At 65.4% G+C, this 25905-nt stretch carries 26 protein-coding genes and 4 tRNA genes; 15 read left to right on the top strand and 15 right to left on the bottom strand.

Annotated features, from left to right (window positions below; all coding sequences use genetic code 11):
- Nucleotides 1-3: 3 nt before the first annotated feature.
- From pdxS to J2X62_RS15480, 9 genes are all read right to left on the bottom strand, one after another.
- Nucleotides 4-879, bottom strand: coding sequence for a pyridoxal 5'-phosphate synthase lyase subunit PdxS (pdxS, locus tag J2X62_RS15440; RefSeq protein ID WP_094652899.1), 876 nt, complete (start codon nt 877-879; stop codon nt 4-6).
- A gap of 239 nt (nt 880-1118) precedes the next feature.
- Nucleotides 1119-2144 carry an NUDIX domain-containing protein gene (locus J2X62_RS15445; RefSeq protein ID WP_032365079.1) on the bottom strand — a complete coding sequence of 342 codons (1026 nt, stop codon included), beginning with the start codon at nt 2142-2144 and terminating at the stop codon, nt 1119-1121.
- Nucleotides 2144-3268 carry a glycosyltransferase family 4 protein gene (locus tag J2X62_RS15450; protein ID WP_310181564.1) on the bottom strand — a complete coding sequence of 375 codons (1125 nt, stop codon included), beginning with the start codon at nt 3266-3268 and terminating at the stop codon, nt 2144-2146. The genes J2X62_RS15445 and J2X62_RS15450 overlap by 1 nt, the downstream gene beginning before the upstream one ends.
- On the bottom strand, nt 3265-4170 hold the full coding sequence (locus tag J2X62_RS15455; RefSeq protein WP_032370467.1) for a phosphatidylinositol mannoside acyltransferase: 906 nt from the start codon (nt 4168-4170) through the stop codon (nt 3265-3267). Before J2X62_RS15455 ends, J2X62_RS15450 begins: the two co-directional genes overlap by 4 nt.
- Nucleotides 4167-4850 (bottom strand): phosphatidylinositol phosphate synthase, encoded by a 684-nt coding sequence (gene pgsA, locus J2X62_RS15460; protein ID WP_027496936.1) that lies wholly within the window; start codon nt 4848-4850, stop codon nt 4167-4169. The genes J2X62_RS15455 and pgsA overlap by 4 nt, the downstream gene beginning before the upstream one ends.
- Before the next feature lie 25 nt (nt 4851-4875).
- Nucleotides 4876-5430, bottom strand: a complete 555-nt coding sequence (locus J2X62_RS15465; RefSeq protein ID WP_027496935.1) for an HIT domain-containing protein — start codon at nt 5428-5430, stop codon at nt 4876-4878.
- Between the two features lies 1 nt (nt 5431).
- Entirely contained in the window at nt 5432-7492 is a 2061-nt protein-coding gene (thrS, locus tag J2X62_RS15470) for a threonine--tRNA ligase (RefSeq protein WP_032391465.1), read from the bottom strand.
- Between the two features lie 101 nt (nt 7493-7593).
- Nucleotides 7594-7986 (bottom strand): TIGR02611 family protein, encoded by a 393-nt coding sequence (locus J2X62_RS15475; RefSeq protein ID WP_310181809.1) that lies wholly within the window; start codon nt 7984-7986, stop codon nt 7594-7596.
- 147 nt (nt 7987-8133) lie between these two features.
- A tRNA-Val gene (locus J2X62_RS15480) sits at nt 8134-8205 on the bottom strand.
- 265 nt (nt 8206-8470) lie between these two features.
- Between J2X62_RS15480 and J2X62_RS15485 the strand changes: the two genes are divergently transcribed.
- From J2X62_RS15485 to J2X62_RS15515, 7 genes are all read left to right on the top strand, one after another.
- A tRNA-Gly gene (locus J2X62_RS15485) sits at nt 8471-8542 on the top strand.
- A gap of 17 nt (nt 8543-8559) precedes the next feature.
- Nucleotides 8560-8630: transfer RNA gene (locus J2X62_RS15490), tRNA-Cys, on the top strand.
- Nucleotides 8631-8668: 38 nt separating this feature from the next.
- Nucleotides 8669-8743, top strand: a tRNA-Val gene (locus J2X62_RS15495).
- A 126-nt stretch (nt 8744-8869) separates the two neighbouring features.
- Complete coding sequence (locus J2X62_RS15500; RefSeq protein WP_032370466.1) at nt 8870-9220, top strand: hypothetical protein; 351 nt, start codon at nt 8870-8872, stop codon at nt 9218-9220.
- Nucleotides 9213-9920, top strand: a complete 708-nt coding sequence (locus J2X62_RS15505; protein WP_032370465.1) for an alpha/beta family hydrolase — start codon at nt 9213-9215, stop codon at nt 9918-9920. Before J2X62_RS15500 ends, J2X62_RS15505 begins: the two co-directional genes overlap by 8 nt.
- A gap of 17 nt (nt 9921-9937) precedes the next feature.
- Nucleotides 9938-10390 carry a hypothetical protein gene (locus J2X62_RS15510; protein ID WP_032382104.1) on the top strand — a complete coding sequence of 151 codons (453 nt, stop codon included), beginning with the start codon at nt 9938-9940 and terminating at the stop codon, nt 10388-10390.
- A complete protein-coding gene (locus J2X62_RS15515) occupies nt 10387-10914 on the top strand; it encodes a GNAT family N-acetyltransferase (RefSeq protein WP_032365071.1) in 528 nt (175 codons plus the stop codon). Before J2X62_RS15510 ends, J2X62_RS15515 begins: the two co-directional genes overlap by 4 nt.
- 21 nt (nt 10915-10935) lie before the next feature.
- On the opposite strand, the gene zapE is transcribed toward J2X62_RS15515, so the two are convergent.
- Nucleotides 10936-11949 (bottom strand): cell division protein ZapE, encoded by a 1014-nt coding sequence (gene zapE, locus J2X62_RS15520; RefSeq protein ID WP_032391468.1) that lies wholly within the window; start codon nt 11947-11949, stop codon nt 10936-10938.
- Between the two features lie 34 nt (nt 11950-11983).
- On the opposite strand from zapE, the gene J2X62_RS15525 reads away from it, so the two are divergent.
- The 6 genes from J2X62_RS15525 to J2X62_RS15550 all read left to right on the top strand — a co-directional run bounded on the left by J2X62_RS15525 (nt 11984) and on the right by J2X62_RS15550 (nt 17658).
- Complete coding sequence (locus J2X62_RS15525) at nt 11984-12769, top strand: pyrimidine reductase family protein (RefSeq protein WP_310181569.1); 786 nt, start codon at nt 11984-11986, stop codon at nt 12767-12769.
- Between the two features lie 48 nt (nt 12770-12817).
- On the top strand, nt 12818-14392 hold the full coding sequence (locus tag J2X62_RS15530) for an alpha/beta fold hydrolase (RefSeq protein ID WP_032365068.1): 1575 nt from the start codon (nt 12818-12820) through the stop codon (nt 14390-14392).
- Nucleotides 14393-14439: 47 nt separating this feature from the next.
- On the top strand, nt 14440-15717 hold the full coding sequence (locus J2X62_RS15535) for a glycosyltransferase family 87 protein (RefSeq protein ID WP_371832503.1): 1278 nt from the start codon (nt 14440-14442) through the stop codon (nt 15715-15717).
- Between the two features lie 27 nt (nt 15718-15744).
- On the top strand, nt 15745-16173 hold the full coding sequence (gene msrB, locus J2X62_RS15540) for a peptide-methionine (R)-S-oxide reductase MsrB (protein ID WP_027496925.1): 429 nt from the start codon (nt 15745-15747) through the stop codon (nt 16171-16173).
- A 125-nt stretch (nt 16174-16298) separates the two neighbouring features.
- A complete protein-coding gene (locus tag J2X62_RS15545) occupies nt 16299-17111 on the top strand; it encodes a polysaccharide pyruvyl transferase family protein (RefSeq protein WP_310181573.1) in 813 nt (270 codons plus the stop codon).
- Nucleotides 17112-17199: 88 nt separating this feature from the next.
- Nucleotides 17200-17658, top strand: coding sequence for a MaoC family dehydratase (locus tag J2X62_RS15550; RefSeq protein ID WP_310181575.1), 459 nt, complete (start codon nt 17200-17202; stop codon nt 17656-17658).
- Here J2X62_RS15550 and J2X62_RS15555 read toward each other — a convergent pair.
- Genes J2X62_RS15555 through hemE form a run of 5 tightly spaced genes read right to left on the bottom strand, consistent with a single transcriptional unit; the run spans nt 17636 to nt 23781 of the window.
- Nucleotides 17636-19957, bottom strand: coding sequence for a molybdopterin-dependent oxidoreductase (locus tag J2X62_RS15555; protein ID WP_240933671.1), 2322 nt, complete (start codon nt 19955-19957; stop codon nt 17636-17638). The genes J2X62_RS15550 and J2X62_RS15555 overlap by 23 nt on opposite strands.
- Entirely contained in the window at nt 19954-20658 is a 705-nt protein-coding gene (locus tag J2X62_RS15560; protein ID WP_235580079.1) for an HAD family hydrolase, read from the bottom strand. Before J2X62_RS15560 ends, J2X62_RS15555 begins: the two co-directional genes overlap by 4 nt.
- Nucleotides 20655-21350 (bottom strand): hydrogen peroxide-dependent heme synthase, encoded by a 696-nt coding sequence (gene hemQ / locus J2X62_RS15565; protein WP_032408300.1) that lies wholly within the window; start codon nt 21348-21350, stop codon nt 20655-20657. Before hemQ ends, J2X62_RS15560 begins: the two co-directional genes overlap by 4 nt.
- Nucleotides 21351-21355: 5 nt before the next feature.
- A complete protein-coding gene (locus J2X62_RS15570; RefSeq protein ID WP_310181577.1) occupies nt 21356-22711 on the bottom strand; it encodes a protoporphyrinogen oxidase in 1356 nt (451 codons plus the stop codon).
- Nucleotides 22708-23781, bottom strand: a complete 1074-nt coding sequence (hemE, locus tag J2X62_RS15575) for a uroporphyrinogen decarboxylase (RefSeq protein ID WP_057474735.1) — start codon at nt 23779-23781, stop codon at nt 22708-22710. Before hemE ends, J2X62_RS15570 begins: the two co-directional genes overlap by 4 nt.
- Nucleotides 23782-24002: 221 nt before the next feature.
- Between hemE and J2X62_RS15580 the strand changes: the two genes are divergently transcribed.
- On the top strand, nt 24003-24545 hold the full coding sequence (locus tag J2X62_RS15580) for a DUF3000 domain-containing protein (RefSeq protein WP_239536507.1): 543 nt from the start codon (nt 24003-24005) through the stop codon (nt 24543-24545).
- A 59-nt stretch (nt 24546-24604) separates the two neighbouring features.
- Nucleotides 24605-25885, top strand: a complete 1281-nt coding sequence (locus J2X62_RS15585) for a ribonuclease D (RefSeq protein WP_310181580.1) — start codon at nt 24605-24607, stop codon at nt 25883-25885.
- The last annotated feature ends 20 nt before the right edge of the window (nt 25886-25905 follow it).

A 25905-nucleotide genomic window follows, 5' to 3' on the forward strand; every position in this document is an offset into this window, starting at 1 on the left:
CGGTCACCAACCGCGCTCGGCGAGCCGGTGTGCGACGGGCAGGTCGTCGACGTTGATGCCGACCATCGCCTCGCCGAGTCCACGGGAGACCTTGGCGAGGACATCCGGGTCGTCGAAGAAGGTAGTGGCCTTGACGATTGCCTCGGCACGTTCTTTCGGGTTGCCGGACTTGAAGATTCCCGATCCGACGAACACTCCCTCGGCACCGAGTTGCATCATCATCGCTGCGTCGGCCGGGGTGGCGATGCCGCCGGCGGTGAACAACGTGACGGGCAGCTTTCCGGCACGGGCGATCTCGACGACGAGATCGTACGGAGCCTGCAATTCCTTCGCCGCGACGTAGAGCTCGTCTTCGGGAAGTGATGTGAGACGACGAATCTCGTCGCGAATCTTGCGCATGTGGGTCGTCGCGTTCGAGACGTCGCCGGTGCCGGCCTCGCCCTTGGAGCGAATCATGGCTGCGCCCTCGGTGATTCGACGCAGTGCTTCACCCAGGTTGGTGGCACCACACACGAACGGAACGGTGAAATTCCACTTGTCGATGTGATTGGCGTAGTCGGCCGGGGTGAGGACCTCGGACTCGTCGATGTAGTCGACACCCAGGCTCTGCAGGATCTGCGCCTCGACGAAGTGCCCGATGCGGGCCTTGGCCATCACCGGAATGCTGACCGAGGAGATGATGCTGTCGATCATGTCCGGATCGCTCATCCGCGACACCCCGCCCTGCGCGCGGATGTCGGCGGGAACGCGCTCGAGCGCCATGACGGCAACGGCACCGGCATCCTCGGCGATCTTCGCCTGGTCTGCGGTGACCACGTCCATGATGACGCCGCCCTTGAGCATCTCGGCCATACCGCGCTTGACGCGAGCGGTGCCGATTCCGTTCTCGTTGGACCCGCCGTCAGCGGATCCAGTGGAAGCAGCGGGCGAATTGGGGGCGTGTGGGGTACTCAAGCCAACTCCTGTGTTCTCGGCAGTCCGGATCTTCGCGCAGAGCCGCGGCCCTGCCCGCGAAGGGGCGGGCCGGCGCGGCGACGCGCCCAGAACTGTAGGCCGCTACCGCGTCGTTTCCCATAACCACTTGAAGATTGCTGGACTGGTCGGAAAGGTCCAGATTGTCAGCGGATGGCCCTGACGTCCGGGTCGCCGCGTCGCGCGAGCGCTACGTTGACCTCGTCGAGAAGTTCGGCCAGATCCTGTGGGTACACGTTTTCGCCTACCGCACTCAGCGCCCGGATGTCTGCCTCGGTACACCAGCGATGCCCGGTGACGGTTCGTCGCTCGAAGTCCGTGAACCCGGCACTCTCGGGTTCGAACTCCTGCGTCCGATGCGCGAAGAACAGTTCCTCGGACCGAATCAACGTTCCGTTGAACGGGAAGGTCGCAACTCGACGCCACAGCGGTCCGCGCAGGTCGGACGCGTCGACGGTCAGGCCGGTCTCCTCGTGCACTTCGCGTACCGCTGCCTCGCGAAGGGACTCCCCCTTTTCGACCGCACCTCCGATGGTGAACCAGAAGAACGTCTCGGGCACCGTGGGGTCGTGTCCACGCAGGAGCAGGACACGGCCACGCTCGTCGAGCAACACCACCCGCGCAGAGGTACGCGGCGTCGCCCGGGTCTCACTACCGAACGTTGCCGCGGCCGAGCGCTCCGCGATCTCGAAGTACGACGGCAGGGCGGCGGTGCCGCCGAGATGCAGCCACCGGACCGGACGGCGTACCCGTAGAGCGAGGGTGTCTCGGACGGCGTCGTTGTGGAAGCGTCGTGCGATCAATACGCGTGCTTCGGCGTCGGCGAGTTCGGCGACCAGCTGCGGTGGCAGTGCGGCCGGTTCGACAACGGCGAGTGCCATGGACACCGCGTTCTCCGCTTCCTCCCGCTGCGACCGGTCGGCGCGTTCGGCTCGATCTGCCAGTGCAGCAAGCTCTTTGCTCGACGACACCGAGCCCCGGGTGGCGGCCGACACGGCTCGCGCGACGACGGCTCGGCGCGCGAGTGCAGCATCGAGGGCCTGCCAGGCGAGGTCTGTGCGAACGTGGAGCCGATCGAGTCGGTTGGCGGTTCCGTAGGCCCACAGCCCGACGACGAGGATCAGAACCGCGATCAGTCCGAGGACCAGGATGGTGACGGCAGACAGTGTCATCAGCTCGCGGCTCGCACTTTCTGTCCGCCGAGGGTGACCGTCTCGTACACGCGCAGGATCTGTTCGGCGACGACAGGCCAGTCGTACGTGGACACGGCCGCCGAGGCGGCGTCGACGAGACGCTCGCGGACGGCGTCGTCGGACAGAATGGAGGTGACCGCTGCCGCGAGTGCCGCAGAATCGTCGATCGGAACCAGCAGGCCACATGCGCCGTCGCGTAGGACCCGACGGAACGCGTCCAGTTCGCTTGCCACCACGGGGGTTCCGGCTGCCATCGCCTCCACCAGAACGATGCCGAAGCTTTCGCCGCCGAGGTTGGGGGCGCAATACACTTCGGCGCTACGCATCGCGGAAGCCTTCGTCGCGTCGTCCACCTGGCCGAGGAAGGTCAGATGCGAGGCCAGCGCGCCTGCTTCCTTGCGGAGCTTGTCCTCGTCGCCCCTGCCGACGATGAGAATTTCGATGTCGGGGTGAGATTCGACGAGGGCCGGTAGCGCGCCCAGCAGCACGGCCATTCCCTTGCGCGGTTCGTCGAAGCGGCCCAGGAACAGCACCGTCCGGCCCGGACGTGGATAGCCGTCGAGCACGTCCGCGTCGGCGAACGCCGGCACGTCGACTCCGTTCGGAATTTCGACCGCATCGGACCCGAGCGCCTCGACCTGCCATCGCCGCGCCAACTCGGACACGGCGATCCGGCCGCTGATCTTCTCGTGATAGGGCCGCAGCACGCCCTGGAACGTGCTGAGCACGAGAGACTTGGTGGTGGATGTGTGGAACGTGGCCACGATCGGGCCGTCCGCGGCCTTGAGTGCGAGCATCGACAGACTCGGCGCATTGGGCTCGTGAATGTGCAGCACGTCGAAGTCGTTCTCCGAGATCCACTTTCGGATCCGTGAGTACGTCACCGGGCCGAATCGCAGCCGGGCGACCGAACCGTTGTACGGAATGGCCAAGGCTTCTCCGGCCGACACCACGAATTCGGGGAGCTCGACGCCGTCCGAGGCGGGGGCCAGAACGCTGACCCGGTGACCGCGTTCGATGAAGACCTCGGCCAGCTGCTGGACGTGGGCCTGTACTCCGCCCGGCACGTCGAACGAGTACGGGCACACCATACCGATTCTCATGTGCCCTCGATTCGGGCTCGTCGCTCTGCCGACCAGTCGCTCATCCACAGCGGCTGCAGCATGTGCCAATCGGCGGGATGAGCGCGGATTCCGGCGGCGAAATGATCCGCAACCGTCTGGGTCGCAGCGGCTACTCCCTGCGAGACGTCCACCGCGGGCGAGATGTCGAATCCCCAACCGTCGCCGTCGAAATAGCCGTGTACCGGGAGCAGCGTGGCACCGGTGTCGATGGCGAGCTTGGCCGCACCTGCCGGCATTCGTGTCGGTTCCCCGAAGAAGGTCACCGGTACTCCGTGCTTGGCCAGGTCTCGTTCGCCGAGCAGGCAGACCACCTTGTTCTGGCGCAGTCTGTCGGACAACGCGAGCAGGGGCGGTTGCTCGCCGCCGCTGAGCGGAAAGATCTCGAATCCCAGGCTCTCGCGATACGCCACGAAGCGTTGGTACAGCGACTCCGGCTTCAGCCTCTCGGCCACGGTCGAGAGGCCACCGTGCGTCCGTACCAACCACATTCCGGCCATGTCCCAGTTGCCGCTGTGCGGTAGTGCGAGCACCACTCCCTTGCCGGCACCGAGCGCCGCTTCGAGATGTTCCTTGCCGTACACGCACCGATCGATGACGGCCGCCTGAGCAGCCAGGTCCATCGACGGCAGCCGGAATGCCTCACGCCAGTACCGGGCGTAGGAGCGAACACTGTCTCGGATCAGGTCATCCGGGACCTGCTCCGCCGTGGTCCCCAGCACACGAGCGAGATTGCGGCGCAGCTGATCCGGGCCGCCGTTACGGGACGAGGCGAAGTCCGCGCCGCGGTCGAACAACCGACGGGCGACACCCTCGGGTAACGACCGGACGAGACGCCACCCCGCGGCGTACCCGGCGTCGGACGCGCGTTCCGACAGATTCATGTCGGCTCCACACCGCCGTCGTCGGAGACCGACGGAGCCGGCGGCACGATGATGTCGCGGGCACCCTCGGATCCGCGGACGGCGAGCACTCGTTGGAACACGGTCACGATGCTCAGCGCGGCAAGAATCCACATTGCGGGATAGATGAGACTGTCCAGCCACGGTATGTCGAAATGTCTTCCGACACCGGTGAGCCCGGCCCCGACCAGAACGATGACGAGGCGGTCGGGTCGTTCGATCCAACCACCGTCCGCGGACAGGCCGCTGGCCTCGGCGCGCGCTTTGGCGTACGAGATGACCTGCGAGGTGACCAGGCAGACGAGAGTGGCAACGAGCAGTAGCTTGTCGTTCTCGGAATACACGGCCCACCAGGCCAAGCCGCCGAAGATCGCACCGTCCGCAACGCGGTCGCACGTTGCGTCGAGAACGGCACCGTACTTGGTGCCGCCTCCTCGTGCGCGAGCCATCGCACCGTCGAGCATGTCGAACAGAACGAACAGGGTGATGACGATCGAGCCCCACCACAGGTAGCCGGCAGGGAACATCGTCACCGCAGCGGTCACGGTGACGACCGTGCCGATGATTGTCACCGAGTCCGGAGTCAGGCCGGTGCTGTTGAGCGCTCGGCCCAACGGGGCCGTCAACTTCGAGACCGGCGCACGGCCGAAGATGCTCAGCACGCCGCACGCTCCCGTTGCCGGTGGTTCATTCGTTCCAGGCCGAGGCAAGCAGGGCCCGAGTGTCGCGGAGCAGTTGCGGCATCACCTTGGCACCGCCGATCACCGTGATGAAGTTCGCGTCACCACCCCACCGCGGCACGATGTGCTGGTGCAGGTGCTCGGCCAGCGAACCGCCTGCAGCCGCCCCGAGGTTGAGGCCGACATTGAAACCGTGCGGGCTCGACACTCGCTTGATCACGCGAATCATCTTCTGCGTGAACGCCATCAGCTCCGAGCTCTCGGCGGGCGTGAGATCCTCGAGCGCCGCGACACGTCGGTACGGCACGATCATCGTGTGGCCGGGGTTGTACGGGTACAGGTTGAGTACGGCATACACCGATTCGCCGCGCGCGACGACCAGTCCGTCCTCGTCCGTCATCTTCGGGATGTCGGAGAACGGCTCGGTCGACTTCGCCGAACCCTCCGCCGAACCCTGTGGGGCCTCGGCGATATACGACATCCGATGGGGAGTCCACAATCGCTGCAGCCGATCCGGTTCACCGGCACCGGTGGCGACGATCGACTCGTCGTGTTCTTCCATGTCAGCTCACTCCGGCGGTACTGGTCTGCACGAGTTCGGCGGTCGGTGATGCGTTGTTTCGCGCGGCGATCCACTCGGTGATCACGGTCACGGCCTCCGCCACCGGAACCCCGTTGACCTGAGTGCCGTCCCGGAATCGGAAGCTGACGGCACCTGCTTCGACGTCGCGCTCGCCGGCCAGCAGCATGAACGGGACCTTCTGCGCTGTCTGATTGAAGATCTTCTTCTGCATTCGGTCGTCGCTCGCGTCGACCTCGGCCCTGACTCCGCGCTTCTTCAGTTCCTTCACCACCGCGAAGAGGTGGTCCTGATGCACCTCGGCCACCGGAATTCCGACGACCTGCACGGGCGCCAGCCAGGCCGGGAAAGCACCGGCGTAGTGCTCGGTCAGCACACCGAAGAACCGCTCGATGGATCCGAACAGGGCACGGTGAATCATCACCGGGCGCTCCTTGGTACCACCGGAACCGGTGTACTCGAGCTCAAAACGCTCGGGCAGGTTGAAGTCGAGCTGAATGGTCGACATCTGCCAGGTGCGGCCGAGCGCATCCTTCGCCTGCACCGAGATCTTCGGACCGTAGAACGCGGCACCGCCCGGGTCGGGCACCAGATCCAGACCCGACGCCTCGGCCACCTCGGCGAGGGTGGTGGTCGCCTCCTCCCAAACTTCGTCGCTGCCGACGGACTTCGCCGGATTGCGAGTCGACAGTTCGAGGTAGAAGTCGTCGAGTCCGTAGTCCTTGAGCAGTCCGAGAACGAATTCCAGAGCACGAGTCAGCTCGTCGCGCATCTGGTCGCGAGTGCAGAAGATGTGCGCGTCGTCCTGAGTCATGCCGCGTACTCGGGTCAGACCGTGGATGACGCCGGACTTCTCGTAGCGGTACACCGTTCCGAACTCGAACAGACGCAGCGGCAGTTCGCGGTACGAGCGCCCTCGGGAGCGGAAGATCAGATTGTGCATCGGGCAGTTCATCGGCTTGAGGTAGTAGTCCTGGCCGGGCTTGCGCACGTCGCCGTTCTCGTCGAGTTCGGCGTCCAGGTGCATCGCCGGGAACATGCCGTCCCGGTACCAATCGAGGTGACCGGACACCTCGTACAGATGGCCCTTGGTGATGTGCGGGGTGTTGACGAACTCGTAGCCCTCTTCGATGTGGCGCTGACGTGAGTAGTTCTCGAGTTCGTTGCGGATCACGCCGCCCTTGGGGTGGAACACCGGAAGACCGGACCCCAGTTCGTCGGGAAAGCTGAACAGGTCCAACTCGGAACCGAGCTTGCGGTGATCACGACGTTCGGCTTCGGCGAGCAACTCGAGATGCGCATCGAGCGCCTCGGTGGACTCCCAGGCGGTGCCGTAGATGCGTTGCAGATCGGCGTTGTCCTGGTTGCCGCGCCAGTACGCAGCCGAGCTGCGGGTGAGCTTGAACGCCGGCACGTACTTGGTGGTGGGGATGTGCGGGCCGCGGCACAGATCGCCCCAGATGCGTTCACCGGTACGAGGATTGAGGTTGTCGTACGCGGTGAGCTCTCCCCCGCCGACTTCCATGACCTCGGGATCGTCGATCCCGGACTTGTCGTCGATCAGTTCGAGTTTGTAGGGCTCGTTCGCCAACTCTTCCCGGGCCTGATCGACCGATTCGTACACCCGACGCGAGAACCGCTGCCCGGCCTTGACGATCTGCTTCATCTTCTTCTCGAGCGCAGTCAGATCCTCTGGGGTGAACGGCTGCTTCACGTCGAAGTCGTAGTAGAAGCCGTCCTTGATGAACGGTCCGATGCCCAGCTTGGCATCGGGGAAGAGCTCCTGAACGGCCTGAGCAAGAACGTGCGCAGCCGAATGCCTGATGACGCTTCGCCCGTCCTCAGTGTTCGCCGGGACCGGCTCGACCTCGGTATCGGAGTCGGGAGCCCACGACAGATCACGGAGCTTGCCCTCCGGATCTCGCACGACGACGATCGCGTCCGGACCCTTGTTCGGCAGACCGGTGTCGCGTAGCGCCGTACCTGCGGTCGTTCCTGCCTGCACCGAGATGCGGGCGGGCGAGACGGCGGCGACAACGGGCATGCTCACAGCGATGTACTCCTCGATCGGTTCATCTGGCCAGGAAGGCCTCCGACAGCCTATCGGCAACGGGCCACCGCGCGGCCCTCAGCGCGGCGCGTGCGTCACAAGGGACTCTCGAGCCAGGTCCAGTCGAGGCCGAACCAACCTCCGACCAGCGCGAAAGTGCTCAGAAGCCACAGTGTTGCGAGCACGACGACCGTCGTGAACAACACGCCGAGTCCCTTGACGACGATCGACTGCTTCGAGAACCAGGCCATGAACGCGTCGTACCTCTTGCGGACGAAGCGCAGCGCGCCCTTGGCCCACTCGAACTCCGAGGCCAGGATGCCCAGTCCTGCGAACACGATCAGCCAGCCGGGGCCGGGGTACGGAATGGCCAGCACACCCAACGCCAACACCAGAGCTCCGACGACACCGACAGTGATCCGGTAGGCGAGATCGAGCGACTTGTTCTCGGCGATGCGAGACCGAAACCGTCGATGCTTCTTCGCCAGCTGTTCTGCCGGACCACTCGAGTCCGCTGTGCTGGTCTTGCCGTCCGCCTCGCGGGACGTGGATCCGTCGGTGCTCACCGGGTCAGATTACCGGGACGGAACACGAAAAAGCCCGCACCGACAAGCGGTGCGGGCTTTCTTCGTCTGTGGTCCCGGCTGGGATCGAACCAGCGACCTTCCGCGTGTGAAGCGGACGCTCTTCCACTGAGCCACGGGACCGAACGAGGCAAAACATTAACACGAGGTGTCGCAGTGGATCGAATCGCCTGCTCCGGCTCGTCGATGTCGCATTCGACGCCTGCATCGAGCGCAGACCTCGCTCCCCCGGACCCGGCCCGACCCCATCTTTCACACGGTTCACAGCCGCCAGAGACCCGAATTCTGAGGCTGACCACGAGATTTGTGAGTTTCACTCCCGTTGGGTTAATGTTTTCCCCGCACCACGGAGACAGCAACTGCCCAGCAGTGATTGCCTCCGGGGTATGCGGATGTGGCGCAGTGGTAGCGCATCACCTTGCCAAGGTGAGGGTCGCGGGTTCGAATCCCGTCATCCGCTCGAGGGTCTCGACCCATGGTGGAGTGGCCGAGTGGTGAGGCAACGGCCTGCAAAGCCGTGCACACGGGTTCGATTCCCGTCTCCACCTCGCTAGTGCATCGGTTGTGAAGGCCGATGCGAGGACATGCGCGATTAGCTCAGCGGGAGAGCGCTTCCCTGACACGGAAGAGGTCACTGGTTCAATCCCAGTATCGCGCACCACAGTCAGAACAAAGGACCCCCTTTCGAGGGGGTCCTTTTTTGTGGCTTACCCAGTCTCGGTGGTGATTCACGCCATAGAAGTGCACAGTGGAGACGACGCACACACTTCGATGGAAGGACACTCACGTGTCGGACGATGCTCGCAGTGCACCCACGGACGAAACACCCACCGACACGGCCGGCCCCGGTAACGCGACCGACAGCGAAGAGCCTCAGGTCGACGACGCCACACTCGAAGAAGCGAAGAAATCGGTCGAGGGACTCGACGACCGATACCGACCCGGCGCTCGGCCCACTGTGGCTCTCCCCGGAACCAACGGCACCGTCGCGGGTACAGCCTTTGCCGACATGGTCGACGACAACGGTGAGATGGTGGATGCCGACGATCAGGATGCATCCGACAGCTCCGAAACAGACAGCACGGACACCGATCACGCCGGCAGCGACGAAAAGGTAACGTCCTCGACCGATGGCTGAACACGACGTTCCCGACGCCCCCGCCGACATCGAACTCGGCGGGGGCGTCGCGTTTCTTCACACGCCGCCGATCCCGTCGCGCGGAGGGCTCGCTCTCACTCACGGTGCGGGCGGCAACTGCGGGTCGGTGCTCCTACAGAACATTGCGTCGATGTGGGCGGCGGCCGGCTTCACGGTCTTGCGGTTCGACCTCCCGTTCCGAGTCCGCAAGGCCAAGGGTCCTCCGCATCCCTCCCGTTCCGAGGAGGACCGGATGGGGATCGCCGCGGCCGTCGATCGACTGCGTGCGGAAACCGACGGGTTCGTCGTGTTCGGCGGGCATTCGTACGGCGGCAGGCAGGGATCGATGATCGCGTCGGAGCAGCCGGGTCTCGTGGACGGTCTGGTGCTGACGTCCTATCCCCTGCACCCACCGGGAAAGCCCGACAAGCTTCGGACCCACCATCTGCCCGACCTACGTACCCCCACTGTTGTGCTGCACGGCACCAAGGATCCGTTCGCTACCACCGAAGAACTCGGGGCGGCGTTCGCGCTGGTTCCCGCGCCCACACTGCTGATCGACATCGACGGTGCAGGCCACGATCTCGCACCGGCGAAGTACGACGCAGCGCAGCGGACTCTCGATGCTGCTGTCTCACTGTTCGAGTCGCTGCCCGCCGATCGGCCGGGCGTCGTCCCGCTCTTCGACCCGTCACGCTGAAGTGGTGTACTGACGTTATGCCGACCTGGGGATGGTTCATCGTTGCGCTGGTCCTCGTCGATACCGCGGTGCTCGCGGCCTGGTTCCTCGCGCGTCGAAAGCCGGACAGATCGCGTGCCACGTCCCAGAGCTCGAAACTGGTAGGACTGGACGACGGTGCGCGAGCCGAAATTCACCAATTGTTGGCCGCCGACAAGAAGATTCAGGCCATCAAGGTCTTCCGTGATCGAACCGGTGCCGGATTGCTCGATGCCAAGAACGCAATCGAGACGATGCAACGCGGAGCACCGTTTCCTCCCCCGTCGACCATTCTCGATGCAGCGAGTTCGGGTCCCGTGCGATGGGACGACCTCCTCCCCCGATTGACGGCACTCAAATCGGAAGGCAAAGCGATTGCGGCGATCAAGCTGCTGCGCGATCGAACAGGGCTGTCGTTGCGGGACGCGAAGAATGCCGTCGATCAGCTGTGAGCGTTCGTGAGGCGGGCCCGGCGGATGCGCACCGAGTCGCCGACCTGGCCGCACTGACCTTCCCGTTGGCCTGCCCACCGGGAACGCAACCCGGTGATATCGAGACTTTCATCTCGAACGTGTTGTCTGCCAAGCACTTCGAGACGTACATCGTCGACCCGAACCGGACCGTACTGCTCGACGAGTCGGCTGAGGCACAGGTACTCGGATACGCGATGCTGGTGTTCGGCACTCCCACCGACTCCGGCATCCGCTCGGCGCTGTCCCACGAGCCGACGGTAGAGATCAGCAAGCTGTACGTCCGACCCACCGAACACGGCGGCGGAGTCGCAGCGCGCCTGATGACGTCGGCGCTGGACAGTGCTCGTCGGCACGGCTGCCGAGGGGCGTGGCTGGGCGTCAACCAACAGAACGTCCGCGCCCAGAAGTTCTATGCCAAACACGGATTCGAGATAGCCGGCACCAAGACGTTCGTCGTCGGCGACCGGACGCACGACGACTACGTCATGCAGGTGCAGCTCTGAGCCTGCCGCGACCGAAGCAGATCAGCCGACGGCAGCAAAACGAGACAGCGCGAGCAGACGGGACGTCGCACGGAGGTACTTCTTCCGATAACCACCCGCGAGCATCTCCTCGGTGAAGATCTCGTCGAGCTTGCCACCCGAGGCCGTCACCGGAATACCCGCGTCGTACAGGCGGTCGGCGAGGACGACCAGTCGCAACGCAATTGCCTGATCGGAAGCCGGGTGCACGTTCTTCAGGAACACCGCGGGAATACCGTCCAGCAATTTGCCGTAGCGCGACGGGTGCAGCGTGCTCAGGTGCGCCAGCAGGTCGTCGAAGTCGTCCAGGGTCGCGCCCTCGATACCGTCGGCACGCTCGATGAGCTCGGCCTCCGACGTCGGCTCCGGGGCCGGCGGCAGATCGCGGTGCCGGTAATCGGGACCGTCGACGCGGACGGACTCGAAGATCGAACCGAGCTTCTTGATCTCCCGCAGGAAGTCCTCGGCTGCGAAGCGGCCTTCGCCGAGCTGGCCGGGCAGGGTGTTCGACGTCGCCACGATGGACACGCCGCGCTGCGAGAGCTCCGACAGCAGTCGCGAGACCAACATCGTGTCGCCCGGATCGTCGAGCTCGAACTCGTCGATGCACAGAACACTGTGGTTCGAGAGCTCTTCGAGAGCCTTGTTGAAGCCCAATGCACCGACGACGTGCGTCAACTCCACGAACGTGCCGAACGCCTTCGGTTCGGGGACGCTGTGATAGATCGAGGCCAGCAAGTGGGTCTTACCGACGCCGAAGCCGCCGTCGAGGTAGAGCCCCGCACCGGTGGCCGGGGTCTTCTTACCGAACAGTCCGCGCTTGCCCTTGCCGCGAATCTTCTGCACCTTGTTCGCGAATTCCTCGGCTTTCGCGACTGCAGCGGCCTGCGTCGGCTCCTTGGGATCGGGAATGTACGAGGAGAAGCTGACGTCGTCGAACATCGCCGGCGGAACCATCTGCGCGATCAGCTGATCGGAGGGGACCACGGGATTTCGGTCGACAAGGCGTGCGGGCATTGATCGAGCGTAACGACGTGGTCTCATGTGACTCATGCAGCTTCTCGATATTGGGACCTACTTCACATCGGAGCAGGCCGCCGCAGCGCTCCCCGCCGTCGGAACCGAAGTGGACGACGACGGTCTGCGATCCCTGTATGCCTACCCGACCGATGTGGGCCGACCGTGGATCCGTACCAACTTCGTCTCCAGTATCGACGGGTCCGTCACCTCCGACGGTGCCTCGGCCGGGCTGGGCACCCCGGCAGACACACGGTTGTTCGGCATCCTGCGAGAGCTGTGCGATGCGGTGCTCGTCGGCGCCGGCACCGTGCGCGGAGAGAACTACGGCGGGGTCGCCCTGTCTCCCGATGTCATCTCTCGCCGGCAGGCGAAAGGTCAGGAATCGGTGCCGACCATCGTGGTCGTCACCGCCTCCGGCTCCATCGATGCGCGGTCTCGCCTACTGACGGACACAGCGGTGATGCCGGTGGTGCTCACGTCCGCCGCGGCGGACCGCTCTGCGGTAGGCGAACTCCGGACGGCCGGGGCGACGGTGCTCGAGGTGTCCGGCGAATCGGTGTCGACCACCGACATTGTCGAGTCTCTGTCCCAGCTCGGGTTCGGTCGCGTGCTGTGCGAGGGCGGACCAGGACTGTTCGGTCAGCTGGTGTCCGACGGGGCGGCGGACGACGTGTGCCTGACGATCTCACCGAAGGTGATCAGTGGGCCTGCCGGCCGCATCGCCCATGCCGCACACGCCGCCGATACCTCCATGCAGCGCGCACTCGTGCTCGGCGACACCGACGGCACGCTGTTGACCCGCTGGGTGCGGCCGTGACGAGAGACGCGGGCGCGGCAGCGAAGCAAAAGTAGATAGCCTCGCACCGTGACGCAGAAACGTTCGTTGCTCGCCGCAGTACTCCTCGTCGCCACGGTCTGCGCGGCCTGTGGAGGCGGCCCGTCGATCCGTCCCGAAGTGGCGGTGGAGCAGCGCTCGCCCGGTCAGCCCGCCGAGTCGTCGCCAGAAACCCCGCCCGAACCGGCTGCACTCGCTGTTCCGACCACCGACCTCGATTGGTCCGAGTGCACCTCGGCCACCCTCGGAATGTTCGGGCTCACCGCCACCACGCCGGGCCTGACACTCGAATGCGGTGAGTACGAGGCCGATGTCGACGCCAGCGGTCAGATGTTCGGCACCTTCGCCGTCGGGGCGCTTCGGGCCACGCTCGACCGGACACCCGTCGATGCCGGGCCCCTGGTGTTCACGTCCGGTTCGGATCGTTCGTCCATCGCAACCTTGGCCACGATGGCCGCCGGCCCACTCGCCACGCTGCTCGAGGCACATCCGATCGTTGCCGTGGATCGCCGCGGCATCGGACGCTCGACGGCCGTGGACTGCATCGACGACACACCCCAGGCGCCTACCAAGGCTGCCGTCGATGCCCTGGGACAGTTCTCCAGATCCGACTCGGACTCCGTCGACCGCGCGGTCGACGCCGGACGAGACGCCACCATCGAATGCACCGACACCCTGCAGCCGCAGGAGCTCGCCTTCGGCACCGGGTACGCCGCGGACGATCTCGATCGGCTTCGACAGTTGTGGGGCGTGGACCGGATCGGCCTGATCGGAGCGGGAAACGGTTCTCTCACCGCCATGGCCTACGCCGCGAAGTTTCCCGACAACGTCGCGCGCCTGATCCTCGATTCGCCGACGGGCGTCAACGCCGACCAGGCAACGCTCGCCGAGCAGCGAACTCAGGGCAAGGAAGCGGCGTTCGCTGCCTTCGCACAGCGTTGCGTCGCGCTGAACTGCTCGCTCGGAAGTGACCCGACGGCCGCAGTGGCACAGTTGATCAAGCGCGCCGCCGGCGGCGAGTTCGCACCGCTGTCCACACACGAAGTTCTCGACGCGATCACCTTTGCCCTGGCTTCGACCGCGGGAGACGCGTCGACGCGGGCGAGAGATCTGTCCTCGACGCTTTCCGCTGCCGCCGCCTCCGACACGACTGCGCTCGCAGCGCTCGCCGAACGAGGCCGGGCGGCGTACGGCACCGACGGTCAGTTCGTCGCCCGCTGCACGGACGGGCAGCAGTGGCCTTCTCCGCAGGGCGTCCGCGACCTGGCAACGGGGTGGACCGACCGCTACCCGATCTACGGAACCGACGCTGCCCTGACGGCATTGCTGTGCTCGTCCTGGCCGACGGCTCCCTCCGTCCCACTACCCACCTCGCTGGACGTTCCGGTCCTGGTTCTGTCCAACGCCGGCGACCCGATCGTCGGCAACGGCGGCCTGTCCTCGGTCACCGGCCTGATCGGTGCGACGGGTGCCGCCGTCGCGTCGGCCGCCTGGCAGGGCAGCGGGCATCCGAGCATCGGCGGGTCGCAGTGCCTGCAGAGTGCTGCTGTCACTTACGCGCGAGACACGACGCTTCCGACCGACGGCACCGTCTGTCCGGCCTGACTCGACTCCTCGGAGGGCCGCGAAAGACACGGGCCCCGCGGGGTGTCCTGAACGGGCGCACCGACCGTCTCGGGTACCGTTCGCGGGTGTCACTTAGCTTTCTGGAGCCGCGTACCGGGCGGACCACCGCCGAAGTAATCAAGTACGCGCTCTGGCCGATCGCCATCATGACCGTCGTGCATCGGGTGGTGATCAGGGCGGTCAACGGCGATGTCACCAACGACTTCAACCCGGTGTACAACGCAGCTCTCGCGTTCCTCAACCGGCAGCCGGTGTACACCGCGAACTTCGATTCGGTCGATCCTCATTACCTGTACCAGCCGAGCGCGACGATGCTGCTCTCCCCCATCGCCATCATCGACCCGGAGCGCTCTCGCTGGCTGTTCATCCTTGCCAGCACCGTGGCCATCCTCGTCGCGCTGTACATCCTGCTGCGCATCTTCGGCTTCCGGTTGGACTCGGTGGCTGCACCCGCCCTGCTCCTGGCTGCCTTCGTCAGCGAGACGGTGACGAACACACTGGTGTTCACCAACTTCAACGGTTTCGTACTCCTCGGCGAAGTGGCGTTTCTCGGATTCCTGTTGCAGCGCAAGGATTTGTCCGCCGGTGTCGCGATGGGCTTGACCCTGGCGATCAAGCCGATGCTCGCACCACTGCTGCTGCTCCCCCTGATGACGAGACAGTGGAAGGTGTTCATCACCTCGATCGCCATCCCGGTGGTGATGATGGCCATTGCCTGGCCGTTGTCCGTCGATCCCATGAATTTCATCGATCGGACGCTGCCGTACCTGCTGCAGACGCGTGACTACTTCAACAGCGCTGTCGTTGGCAACGGCCGTTACTACGGAGTGCCCGAGTTCCTGACCCTCGGCATCCGCGCCGTCCTGGGCATCATGGTGTTGGTCTCGCTGTGGTTGCTCTACCGGTACTGCCGAGAAGATCGACTGTTCTTCTTCGCCACCACCTCCGGCCTGATCCTCACCGCGCACTGGCTGCTGGGCTCACTGGGCCAGATGTACTACTCGATGATGCTGTTCCCCTTGCTCATGACGGTCGTGCTCAGGAACTCGCTACTCCGGAACTGGCCGGCCTGGCTCGCGATCTACGGGTTCATGAACGCCGATCGTTGGTTGTCCGGACGGTGGATCGAAACCGGACGGGCCCTCGACTATCTCCGCACCACCTTCGGTTGGGCGCTGCTGATCGTCGTGATCTTCGGAGTGCTCGTCGGACGCTGGTTCGCCGCGAGAACAGAGGGACGGCTCGACGAGGGAATCGAGCCCAACTACCTGTTACCGACCGCGTCACCAGCGAAAACGGCATAACCCGGCAAATCGTATTAGCGTGTCAGCATGAGTTCAGCAACAGACAACAATGCCGCTCCGGCCGTCCAGCTCACCGACGCGCAGTGGCGGGAGAAGCTGACACCCGAGGAGTACGCGGTTCTGCGTCAGGCCGGTACCGAGCGCCCGGGCGTCGGCGAATACACCGACACCACCACCGAAGGCATCTACGAGTGCCGCGCCTGCGGAGCCGAACTGTTCCGCAGCACCGAGAAGTTCGAATCGCATTGCGGATGGCCGTCTTTCTTCGACCCGGCCGACAGCGACGCCGTCATCCTGAAAGAGGACACCACCCTCGGTATGCGCCGCGTCGAAGTCGTCTGCCGCAACTGCCACAGCCACCTCGGCCACGTCTTCGAGGGCGAGGGCTACCCCACCCCGACCGACCAGCGGTACTGCATCAACTCGATTTCTCTGGTGCTCAAGCCTGCATCCTGATCGGTCCGGACATCCCGGGGATCGCCGCGCACTCGGCGAACCTGCGCTGAGGATGCGTCGAAACCGAGCCGCGAACTCCGGAGATTACCGCTGCTTGACCCGATCGTTAGGGTAGCTTTGGGGTTGTGGCCACGTCGATCAAGACCTTCTGGTGGCGCCAGGTGAAAATCACCGGCGTCACACCCAATTTCGGTGACGAATTGACGCCGGGACTGGTCGGAACATTGTTCGGGCAGAAGTGTTCCTGGCGTCGCGCGAAGCGCTGCGACATGATCGGGGCAGGTTCCACCCTGGAAATGGACCAGCTCATGCAGGCCCGGAAGGGTCTCAAGGTCTGGGGCTCGGGTTTCATGCTCAGTGACGCCGCCCACGAACGAGACTTCAGCTACCCCGATTTCGACTTCTACGCGGTTCGCGGACATCTGTCGCTGGGACGCATCAAGTCCGAGCGCGAGGTCGCGGTCGGGGACCCCGGGCTGCTGGCGAACAGAGTCTATGCACGCTCCCCACGTGTACCCGGCCGGATCGGCCTCGTCTACCACTGGGTGCACAAGAAGGATCCCGTAGTGCGCTCGCTTGCGCGAGACAAGAGCGTCACGTTGATCGACCCGTCCAGAAAGCCGGCCAAGGTCATCGCCGACATCACTGCATGTGACTTCGTGATGTCCACGAGTCTGCACGGGTTGATCGTCGCAGACTCGTACGGCATCCCCAACGCATGGATAAAGCTGCCGCAAGACATAGGCGGCAACGGATACAAATTCGCCGATTACTACTCTGCTTTCGACCGACAAGCTGTCCAGCATTCGTCGGACCTTGCGCGAGATCACGATCGAATCGCGCAGCTACAGCACGAATATCGGCCGGTCCCGAATCTGAAAGAAATTCAGAACAAACTGATCGGAGCCTTTCCTTTCGCTCCGCCCTACACAGCCTGAATTCGACAGGCCGACACTCGAGCCGGTCATCATTCGCTCCCACATGATCGCTTTCGAGCGCCCTATTGCGACGGTGCATACTGTGAGCATGCGCACTTTCACCTCACCAGAGCAGATCAAGGCGGCCGTCGGCGAAGAACTGGGAACCAGCGACTGGCTCCAGATCACCCAGGAACGGGTGAACACCTTTGCCGACGCCACCGGCGACCACCAGTGGATCCACGTCGACGTCGAACGAGCGAAAAAAGAGAGCCCGTTCGGCGCGCCGATCGCCCACGGATTCCTGAGTCTGTCGCTCGTGTCGATGCTGAACTGGCAGATCTACACCATCGAGAACACCAAACTCGGAATCAACTACGGCTCCAACAAAGTTCGCTTCATCAACCCGGTCGAGGTCGGATCCCATGTCCGGTTGCGGACCACCCTCACCTCTGTCGAGGACGCGTCGGGCGGAGCGTTGCAGATCGTGACGACCGCAACGCTCGAGATCGAAGGCGAGGACAAGCCGGCCTTGGTTGCCGAGATCATCTCGCGGGTGGTGTTCTGACCGATCGTGTCACCGGTGGATCGAACGCAGTGATCGGCGGCAGCGGCGCGTCGTAGCGTTCGATCTCCACCAGCACGTGCTGCCCGGTGCACCCTCGCGAGAGCGACGACGACCCGACGTCGGCGGTGAGAACGTTCACGCTGCCGTGCTTGCACATCGAATCGGGATCAGCCGGATCGAGCGGGTCGTACCAGGCCCCGGTCGACAACTGAACTACCGCTTCGAGCATCGCGTCGTCGACGACCACACCGGCCAGGCACGAACCGCGGTCGTTGAACACTCGCACCACATCGCCGTCCGACACTCCCCTGGCCTCCGCCGCACACGGATGCATTCGAATCGGCTCTCGGCCCTGAACCTTCGAATTCCGGCTCACCGCACCGTGATCGAGCTGACTGTGCAGCCTGGTGCGCGGCTGGTTGGCGATCAAGTGCAGAGGAAACTGCTCGGCCCGCGCCCCGCCGAGCCACTCCTGCGGCTCGAACCACATCGGATGCCCTCGGCAGTCGTCGTAATCGAACCCCGCGACCGTCGCCGAGAAGATCTCGATCTTGCCGCTCGGTGTCCGCAGCGCGTTGCCGATCGGGTCCTGGCGAAAATCCTCCAGAAACGTCAACTCGTCCTCGGTCTTCATCCGGAACGAACCCTCACGCGTGAAGTCGTCGAATTCCGGGGTCTGCACGCCGTCGGCCCGCAGATACTCGCGCCACTGCCCGTACATGTGCTCGAGCCATTGCTGTGACGTGCGCCCCTCGGTGAACTGCTGCCCCACACCGAGTTTCATAGCGAGTTCCGCGAAAGTGTCGTAATCGTCGCGCGAATCGGCGAATCGCTCGGCAGCCGGCGCCATGGCCACGAGCAGTGGATCGTTGCGTGTGCAGCTCAGATCCGACCGTTCCAGCGATGTGGTCGACGGGACTACGACGTCTGCGTGCTTGGCCATCGGCGTCCAGTAGGGATCGTGGACGACGACGGTATCGGGCCTGCCGAGTGCCCGGCGCAATCGTCCCAGATCCTGGTGGTGATGAAACGGGTTGCCGCCCGCCCAATAGACCACTTTGATGTCGGGATAGACCAAACGTCGGCCGTCGTAGTCGAATTCGTGCCCTGGGTTGAGCAGCATGTCCGAGACAGCTGCGACCGGGATCAGATCGGCCACCGGATTGATTCCCTGCGGCAGTGTCGGCAACGGATAGGGCACAGGAGCGAGGCCGGGCTCGTTCATCGAGCCGTATCCGTGTCCGAATCCCCCACCGGGCACGCCGATTTCGCCCAACATCGCTGCCAACGTGATGCCCATCCACGGAGCCTGTTCACCGTGCTGCGTACGTTGCAGGGACCACGTGACGGTCACCATCGTGCGTTTCGACGCCATGTCCCGTGCCAGCTCTGCGATTACGGACGGCTCGATACCGCAGATCTCCGACGCCCACTGCGGGGTCTTGGGAGTGTCGTCCGAGACACCGAGAAGGTAGCGCTCGAACTCGGGGTAACCCTCGCAGTATTTCTCCAGAAACGCTGTGTCGTGCAGTTTTTCGTCGGCCAGGACGTATGCCAGAGCCAGCATCATCGCCACGTCGGTTCCGGGCCGTGGGGCAATCCACCGCGCCTCGCCCGACATGTCGTTGCGCAATGGACCGACGGTGACGATCTGCCCGCCGCGGGCGCGCATCGCGTCGAGCGAACCGACGGTCGGATGATCCGACGTACCACCGTGATTGATGCCGGTGTTCTTCACCGGAACTCCGCCGAACGCCACCAGCAGTTCGGTGTGTTCGGCGATCACGGACCAGGATGTGGAGCGGGAGAACATCTTCCAGTGCGCGCCGAGCACGTGCGGCATGATGACGCCGGTCGCACCGAGCGAATAGCTGTGCACGGATCGCGTGTAGCCGCCGATGCAGTTCAGGAAGCGGTGTACCTGACTCTGCGCATGATGAAAGCGGCCGGCACTGGCCCAACCGTACGACCCGCCGTAGATGGCGTTGTTGCCGAATGTGTCCACCACGCGGCGCAACTCGCGCGACAACAGGTCGGTGAGCTCGTCCCACGAGACGTCGACGAACTCCTCGCTACCGCGCCTGTCGGTGGGGCCGGGACCGTTCTCGAGCCAGCCCCTGCGTACCGCAGGCGAGGTGACGCGGGATCGATGGGTCACCGAGCCGACGAGGTTGCCCAGCACCGGGGAAGGATTGCTGTCCGTCACCTGAGGATGAATCGCGGTGACGTCACGTCCGTCCGAGTCGGCGCGGAACATCCCCCAGTGGCCCATGTGCTGGACGCCGGTCACTCCGGTCATCGAATCCCGAACGCGCTCAACGCTGCCAGCAGTGCGTCGGGACGCTCGGCCGTCGGCGCCGGATCGACGAGTGCGAAACTGCACCCGATCTCCTGTGCCGCGCCGTCGGCCTCGGCGCTGTCGCCCACCATCAGCGTCCGCGCGGGCTCGACGCCGAGAGCGGCCACCGCATGTCGGAAGATCTCCGGTTGCGGTTTGACGTGCCCGACCTCGAACGAGAGCACGAATTCGTCGACGTACCGGTCCAGGCCCCGGGCAGTGAACGCCGGACGGATGTCGAAGGCAATGTTGCTCAGCACCCCGACGCGAATCGACCGTCCCGCCAATGTCGACAGTGCCGCTTCCGTGTCGGGATAGGGCGTCCAGGAGTCGGCGTCGATGACTCGTCCGTACACCGATTCGGCCTGTGCCTCGGCGGTGATGCCGGACTGCGCCAGAACGTGCAGATACGCCTGCCGATGCAGGGCCGGATCCAGATCGCGATGACGCCATGCGTGCCGAGTGGCGTCGTCGAACTCGACGGTCTCGCCGACCGGAGCGGTCATGCGTCGCATGAGCTCGGCGGCTCCGGCTCCGTCGACCGGAACGCCGTCGGCATCGTGCACACCGTCGAACCACGACGGCTCCTCTTCCAGTCGGAAGAGTGTGCCGGAGAAGTCGAAGAGAACGGCGTCGACGATGGGTGTGTCCGTCCCCGTCACGGTAGTGATTCGACGAGCGCGTCCACCTCGACCCGAGGGCCGGTGAAGAACGGCGTCTCCTCGCGCACGTGTCGGCGTGCCTCGGTGGCCCGGAGATCGCGCATCAGGTCCACGATGCGGTCGAGCTCCGGGGCTTCGAAAGCCAGGATCCACTCGTAGTCACCGAGCGCGAACGAGGGGACGGTGTTGGCGCGCACGTCCTTGTAGTCGCGTGCTGCCTTCCCGTGATCGGCGAGCATCGTCCGACGTTCCTCGTCGGGCAGCAGGTACCAGTCGATCGAGCGGACGAACGGGTACACGCAGATGTACGCGCCCGGATCCTCGCCCGCGATGAACGCAGGCACGTGGCTCTTGTTGAACTCGGCGGGGCGGTGCAGAGCAGTGTTGCTCCATACCGGCGTGCTCGCCTTGCCCAGCGCGGTGGTGCGCCGGAAGTCGGAGTACGTCGCCTGCAGGTCCTCGACGCGCTCGGCGTGCGTCCACACCATGAAGTCGGCATCGGCCCGCATGCCGGCGATGTCGTAGACCCCGCGCACGACGACACCCTTGTCCTCACGGCCCTCGAAGAATGCCCGGGCTTCCTTCGCAGCGGCCGCGCGGTCGTCGCCCAGAACCCCGGGTGTGACCTTGTAGACCGAGAACATCAAGTACCGAAGAGTCGAATTGAGCGCTGAGTAATCGAGGCGTGCCATGGCCCCTATCGTGCCACCTCGACCAGACGGGCGGCAGCGGTGGTGGCGGACGCAATACAGGCCGGTACCCCGACGCCGCGCTGCCACGCTCCGGTCACGGCGAGCCCGGCGAGTTCGGACACTCCGGATTCGATGGCGGCGACGCGGTCGAGGTGTCCGGGAGCGTACTGCGGCAATCCGCCCGGCCACCGCTGGACGGTCACTGCCAGCGGCCTGGTGTCGATACCCGCGACCGTGGCCAGGTCGGCGAGCGCAACGTCGATCGTGTCCTCGTCGGATCGCTGCGCGGCAGTGTCGTCGCCGAAACGCCCGAGCGAGGCTCGCAGCAGTACCGCGTCACGCTGGGCCAGGTGCGGCCACTTTCGACTGGACAGCGTGAACGCCTTCACGTCCAGCCCCGCGTCCGTCGCCACCAGAATTCCCGAATTCTGCGGCAGCTCGGTCGACGTCGGAAACGCCATGGCCACGACCGTCGACGACGCGAGTTCGATCTCACGGGCCGCGCGCGACGCGTCCGGTGCGAGGTCTGCGATGAGATCGGCCAGTATCGGTGCCGGTACCGCCAGCACGACCCCGTCGACCACACCCACCCGATCGACGAACCAGCCGCCCGACTCACGGCGGATCTCGCCGACGCTCGTCTCGCGCAGAACGCGAGCGTCGGTGGCTGTAACCAAAGCGTCGAGCAGCACCGCGTAGCCGTCCCGGAGTCCACCGAACACCGGCCCCGGGGACGGAGTCGGGAGTGCCGTCAGCACAGCCTCGGTCAGGTTCGCCGCGCCGTTGTCCAACGCAGCGGCCAGCGTCGGCAGCGCAGCACGGACACCGATGGAGCTCGCCGAACCGGAGTAGACCCCGCCGAGCAGTGGATCGACCGAACGGCTCACGACCTGGTTCCCGAAACGTGTGCCCACGAGATCGGCCACGCTGGCATCGGAGCCCCGGACCCATCGAAACGGCCGCTCGGTCTCGGTGTCGATGATGTGCAGCTCGGACGGATCGACCAGCTCTCGGACGGACTCCGCCGACGACGGGATACCCATGAGGGTGCCCACCGGAAGTGGATGAGTGCGTCCACCGGAGAAGACGAGCGGTCGCACCGTCGACGGGTGCACCAGCTGATCGGTGAGCCCCAGTTCCGCAAGCAGGGCGGGCACCTCCGGACGGCGCCCGATGAACGCCTCGGCACCGACATCGAGCGACTGATCGCCGACCGAGTTGGTGCGCAGGGTGCCGCCCACCCGGGACGATGCCTCGACCACGGTGATCTCAGCGTCGGGCCCGCACGCCTGCCGCAGGCGATACGCCGCGATGAGGCCGGAAATTCCGCCGCCGACGACGGCGTATCGCCGGACGGTCACAACGAATGCACCAACGCGACGACGCGAGTCAGGATGTCGGGATCGGTATCGGGAAGCACGCCGTGGCCGAGATTGAACACGTGGCCGCGGGCACCGGCCGCGATCGCACGATCCGCCTCGGCGGCAATGCGTCGGACCTCGGCCTCGACTGCGTCCCAGCCCGCGAACAGCACTGCGGGATCGAGATTGCCTTGCAGGGCCTTGCCGTGGCCCACCCGGTGCACCGCGTCGTCGAGCGGAATCCGCCAGTCGACCCCGACCACGTCGGCACCGGCCTCGCCCATGGCACCGAGGAGTTCTCCGGTGCCGACCCCGAAGTGGATCTTCGGGACGCCGGCCGAGGACACGGCGTCGAACACTCGTGTCGAGTGCGGCAATACGTACTCGCGGTAATCGGCGAGCGAGAGTGCACCCGCCCAGGAGTCGAACACCTGAACGGCGTCGACGCCCGCAGCCAGCTGGGCCTGCAGAAAGGTGATCGTGGTGGAGGCCAATGCGTCGAGCAAGGCGTGCCACGTGGCCGGATCGGACCGCATCAGAGCTTTGGTCTTTTCGTGATTGCGGCTCGGACCACCCTCGACCAGGTACGACGCAAGGGTGAAGGGTGCGCCGGCAAATCCGATCAGCGGGGTGGTTCCCAGTTCGCGAGTGAGAATGCGGACGGCGTCGGCCACCGGCTGCACCTGGTCGGAGGTGAGGACGGGCAGAGCCGCGACGTCCGCAGCCGAACGCACCGGATGCGCAACCACCGGTCCGGTACCGGCGACGATGTCGAGATCGATGCCCGCGGCTTTGAGCGGAACCACGATGTCGGAGAAGAGGATCGCTGCGTCGACGTCGTGACGACGTACGGGCTGCAGGGTGATCTCGGCGACCAGATCGGGCCGGAAGCACGAGTCCAACATCCCGATGCCTGCACGGATCTTGCGGTATTCCGGAAGGGACCTGCCGGCCTGACGCATGAACCACACCGGCCGCCTCGACGTCGGTCGACCGTCGATCGCGGCCAGAAACGGCGCCTCCGGAAGTTCTCGTCGGGCGGGGGCTGCGGTGTGCGATTCGGCGTTCATCACCGTCCATGCTGCCACGTGCGACAACCGCCGCTACCCTCGAGGGCGAGACACTCATCGCAGTTCAGGACACTCGGATCGTTCGACGGACGCTCGGCGCAGTTCGATCACGGCTCGGCGCGCCTCCATCGCAGGACAACGTGACGCGTCTAACGTCCGGTGACGTGACCGAGCACCGATCTGACGCCGAACCTGCGCCTTTCCGCGCCGCCATCGACGCGATGCATCGGGCGCAGGTACACCCGGCGATCGAAATCGGTCCGATTCGGCCGCCGCAGAGACTCGCTCCCTACAGCTATGCGATCGGCGCCGAGGTCAAGCACGCCGACTCCGAGCAGATCGACGAACAGAGCGACGGCGACGCGTTCGGCCGTCTGATCCTGTTGTACGACCCCGACGGTGCCGAGGCCTGGAACGGCACTCACCGCCTGGTCGCGTACATCCAGGCCGACGTGGACGAGTCCCTCGCCGACGATCCGCTGCTCCCCGAGGTCGGCTGGAGTTGGCTGGTCGACGCCCTCGAATCGCGATCGGAACCGTTGAACGCGCTCGGCGGTACGGTCACCTCGACCAGCTCGGTACGGTACGGCGACATCGCCGGCCCGCCGAAGGCTCACCAACTCGAACTTCGTGCGTCCTGGACGGCGACGTCGGAGGATCTCTCGACCCATGTCGAGGCGTTCTGCGAGGTGCTCGCCTACGCCGCGGGCCTGCCGCCCGCGGGCATCACCACTCTCGGGCAGCGCAGTTCCAGTCGGACATAGCAGTTCCAGTCGTACATAGTTGCCGGTCCGTTCGGCCCCAGGGCCTAGAGTCACATCTCATGTCAGCCGAGAGTTCCCCGGACGCCGCGTCGGATGCAGAAGCGAACGAGCCTGTCGCCGTTCCGTTGTTGGCCCCCGCTGACGGGGTTCCCGACGTCGTCGACACCGCCGATGCCGTTCGCGCAGCCGCAGAGGCACTTGCCGCAGGCCACGGGCCCCTCGCCGTCGACGCCGAGCGCGCGTCCGGCTTCCGCTACTCCCAACGTGCGTACCTCGTGCAGTTCCGCCGCCGCGGCGCAGGCACCGTGTTGCTCGACCCCATACCCGTCACCGGCGACCTCGCACCCCTGGCCGAGGTCATCAACCCGCTCGAATGGGTATTGCACTCCGCGGACCAGGACCTGCCCGGTCTCGCCGAACTGGGGCTCGTCCCCGCCACGCTCTACGACACCGAACTCGCCGGCCGCCTGGCCGGATTCGACCGCGTCGGCCTCGGTGCGATAGTCGAGCGAACCCTCGGCCTGGCCCTGCAGAAGGGGCACGGCGCGGCCGACTGGTCCACCCGACCCCTCCCCGACACCTGGCTCAACTACGCCGCCCTCGACGTCGAAGTTCTGCTCGAGCTGCGAGACGCGATGGCCACCGAACTCGAGGCACAGGGCAAAACCGAGTGGGCAGCACAGGAGTTCGCCCACATCCTCGCCCTGGGCCCGCCCAAACCGAAAACCGACAGATGGCGTCGGACATCGGGGATCCATGCGATCAAGTCACCACGAACGTTGGCTGCCGTCCGCGAATTGTGGACCACGCGAGACGAATTGGCGGCCAAGCGTGACGTAGCACCGAGCCGGGTCCTGCCCGACTCGGCGATCGTCGCCGCGGCGACGGCCGATCCGAAGTCCTCACGCGAACTCGAACAGCTACCCGTCTTCGGCGGCCCCCGTCAGCGTCGGTCCTCTCGGTTGTGGGCCTCGGCCTTGACCCGAGCACGGGCGCTGCCCAGCGCCGAATTGCCGTCGATGGCGGCATCGTTCGACGGGCCGCCACCGGTCAACCGATGGGCCCGCCGCGACCCGGACGCAGCGGCCCGACTCGCCGATGTGCGAGCGGCGATGACCGAGCTGAGCGAATCGGTGTCGGTACCGGTCGAGAACCTACTCATGCCGGATCTACTTCGGCGACTCGTATGGGATTGGCAGACTCCCGACGACGACGGCGTCGACCCAGGCGAGATGATCGACGCTCGGTTGACCGAGGGTGGGGCTCGGCCGTGGCAACGCTCGCTGGTGGTGCCGGTTCTGACGAAGGCACTGCACCCTTCCCAAGTTACCGACGGGTAATACCCGCTACAGTGGGTGGC

The organism is Rhodococcus sp. 3258, from assembly GCF_031456475.1.
Lineage (GTDB): Bacteria > Actinomycetota > Actinomycetes > Mycobacteriales > Mycobacteriaceae > Rhodococcoides > Rhodococcoides fascians.

What these genes read in the sequence shown, in the direction of transcription:
- J2X62_RS15445 (WP_032365079.1), bottom strand. Translation starts at nt 2,144, where the DNA reads ATGACACTGTCTGCCGTCACCATCCTGGTCCTCGGACTGATCGCGGTT.
- J2X62_RS15450 (WP_310181564.1), bottom strand. Translation starts at nt 3,268, where the DNA reads ATGAGAATCGGTATGGTGTGCCCGTACTCGTTCGACGTGCCGGGCGGA.
- J2X62_RS15455 (WP_032370467.1), bottom strand. Translation starts at nt 4,170, where the DNA reads ATGAATCTGTCGGAACGCGCGTCCGACGCCGGGTACGCCGCGGGGTGG.
- J2X62_RS15465 (WP_027496935.1), bottom strand. Translation starts at nt 5,430, where the DNA reads ATGGAAGAACACGACGAGTCGATCGTCGCCACCGGTGCCGGTGAACCG.
- thrS (WP_032391465.1), bottom strand. Translation starts at nt 7,492, where the DNA reads ATGCCCGTTGTCGCCGCCGTCTCGCCCGCCCGCATCTCGGTGCAGGCA.
- J2X62_RS15505 (WP_032370465.1), top strand. Translation starts at nt 9,213, where the DNA reads ATGGCTGAACACGACGTTCCCGACGCCCCCGCCGACATCGAACTCGGC.
- J2X62_RS15510 (WP_032382104.1), top strand. Translation starts at nt 9,938, where the DNA reads ATGCCGACCTGGGGATGGTTCATCGTTGCGCTGGTCCTCGTCGATACC.
- zapE (WP_032391468.1), bottom strand. Translation starts at nt 11,949, where the DNA reads ATGCCCGCACGCCTTGTCGACCGAAATCCCGTGGTCCCCTCCGATCAG.
- J2X62_RS15525 (WP_310181569.1), top strand. Translation starts at nt 11,984, where the DNA reads ATGCAGCTTCTCGATATTGGGACCTACTTCACATCGGAGCAGGCCGCC.
- msrB (WP_027496925.1), top strand. Translation starts at nt 15,745, where the DNA reads ATGAGTTCAGCAACAGACAACAATGCCGCTCCGGCCGTCCAGCTCACC.
- J2X62_RS15550 (WP_310181575.1), top strand. Translation starts at nt 17,200, where the DNA reads ATGCGCACTTTCACCTCACCAGAGCAGATCAAGGCGGCCGTCGGCGAA.
- J2X62_RS15555 (WP_240933671.1), bottom strand. Translation starts at nt 19,957, where the DNA reads ATGACCGGAGTGACCGGCGTCCAGCACATGGGCCACTGGGGGATGTTC.
- hemQ (WP_032408300.1), bottom strand. Translation starts at nt 21,350, where the DNA reads ATGGCACGCCTCGATTACTCAGCGCTCAATTCGACTCTTCGGTACTTG.
- hemE (WP_057474735.1), bottom strand. Translation starts at nt 23,781, where the DNA reads ATGAACGCCGAATCGCACACCGCAGCCCCCGCCCGACGAGAACTTCCG.
- J2X62_RS15580 (WP_239536507.1), top strand. Translation starts at nt 24,003, where the DNA reads ATGCATCGGGCGCAGGTACACCCGGCGATCGAAATCGGTCCGATTCGG.
- J2X62_RS15585 (WP_310181580.1), top strand. Translation starts at nt 24,605, where the DNA reads ATGTCAGCCGAGAGTTCCCCGGACGCCGCGTCGGATGCAGAAGCGAAC.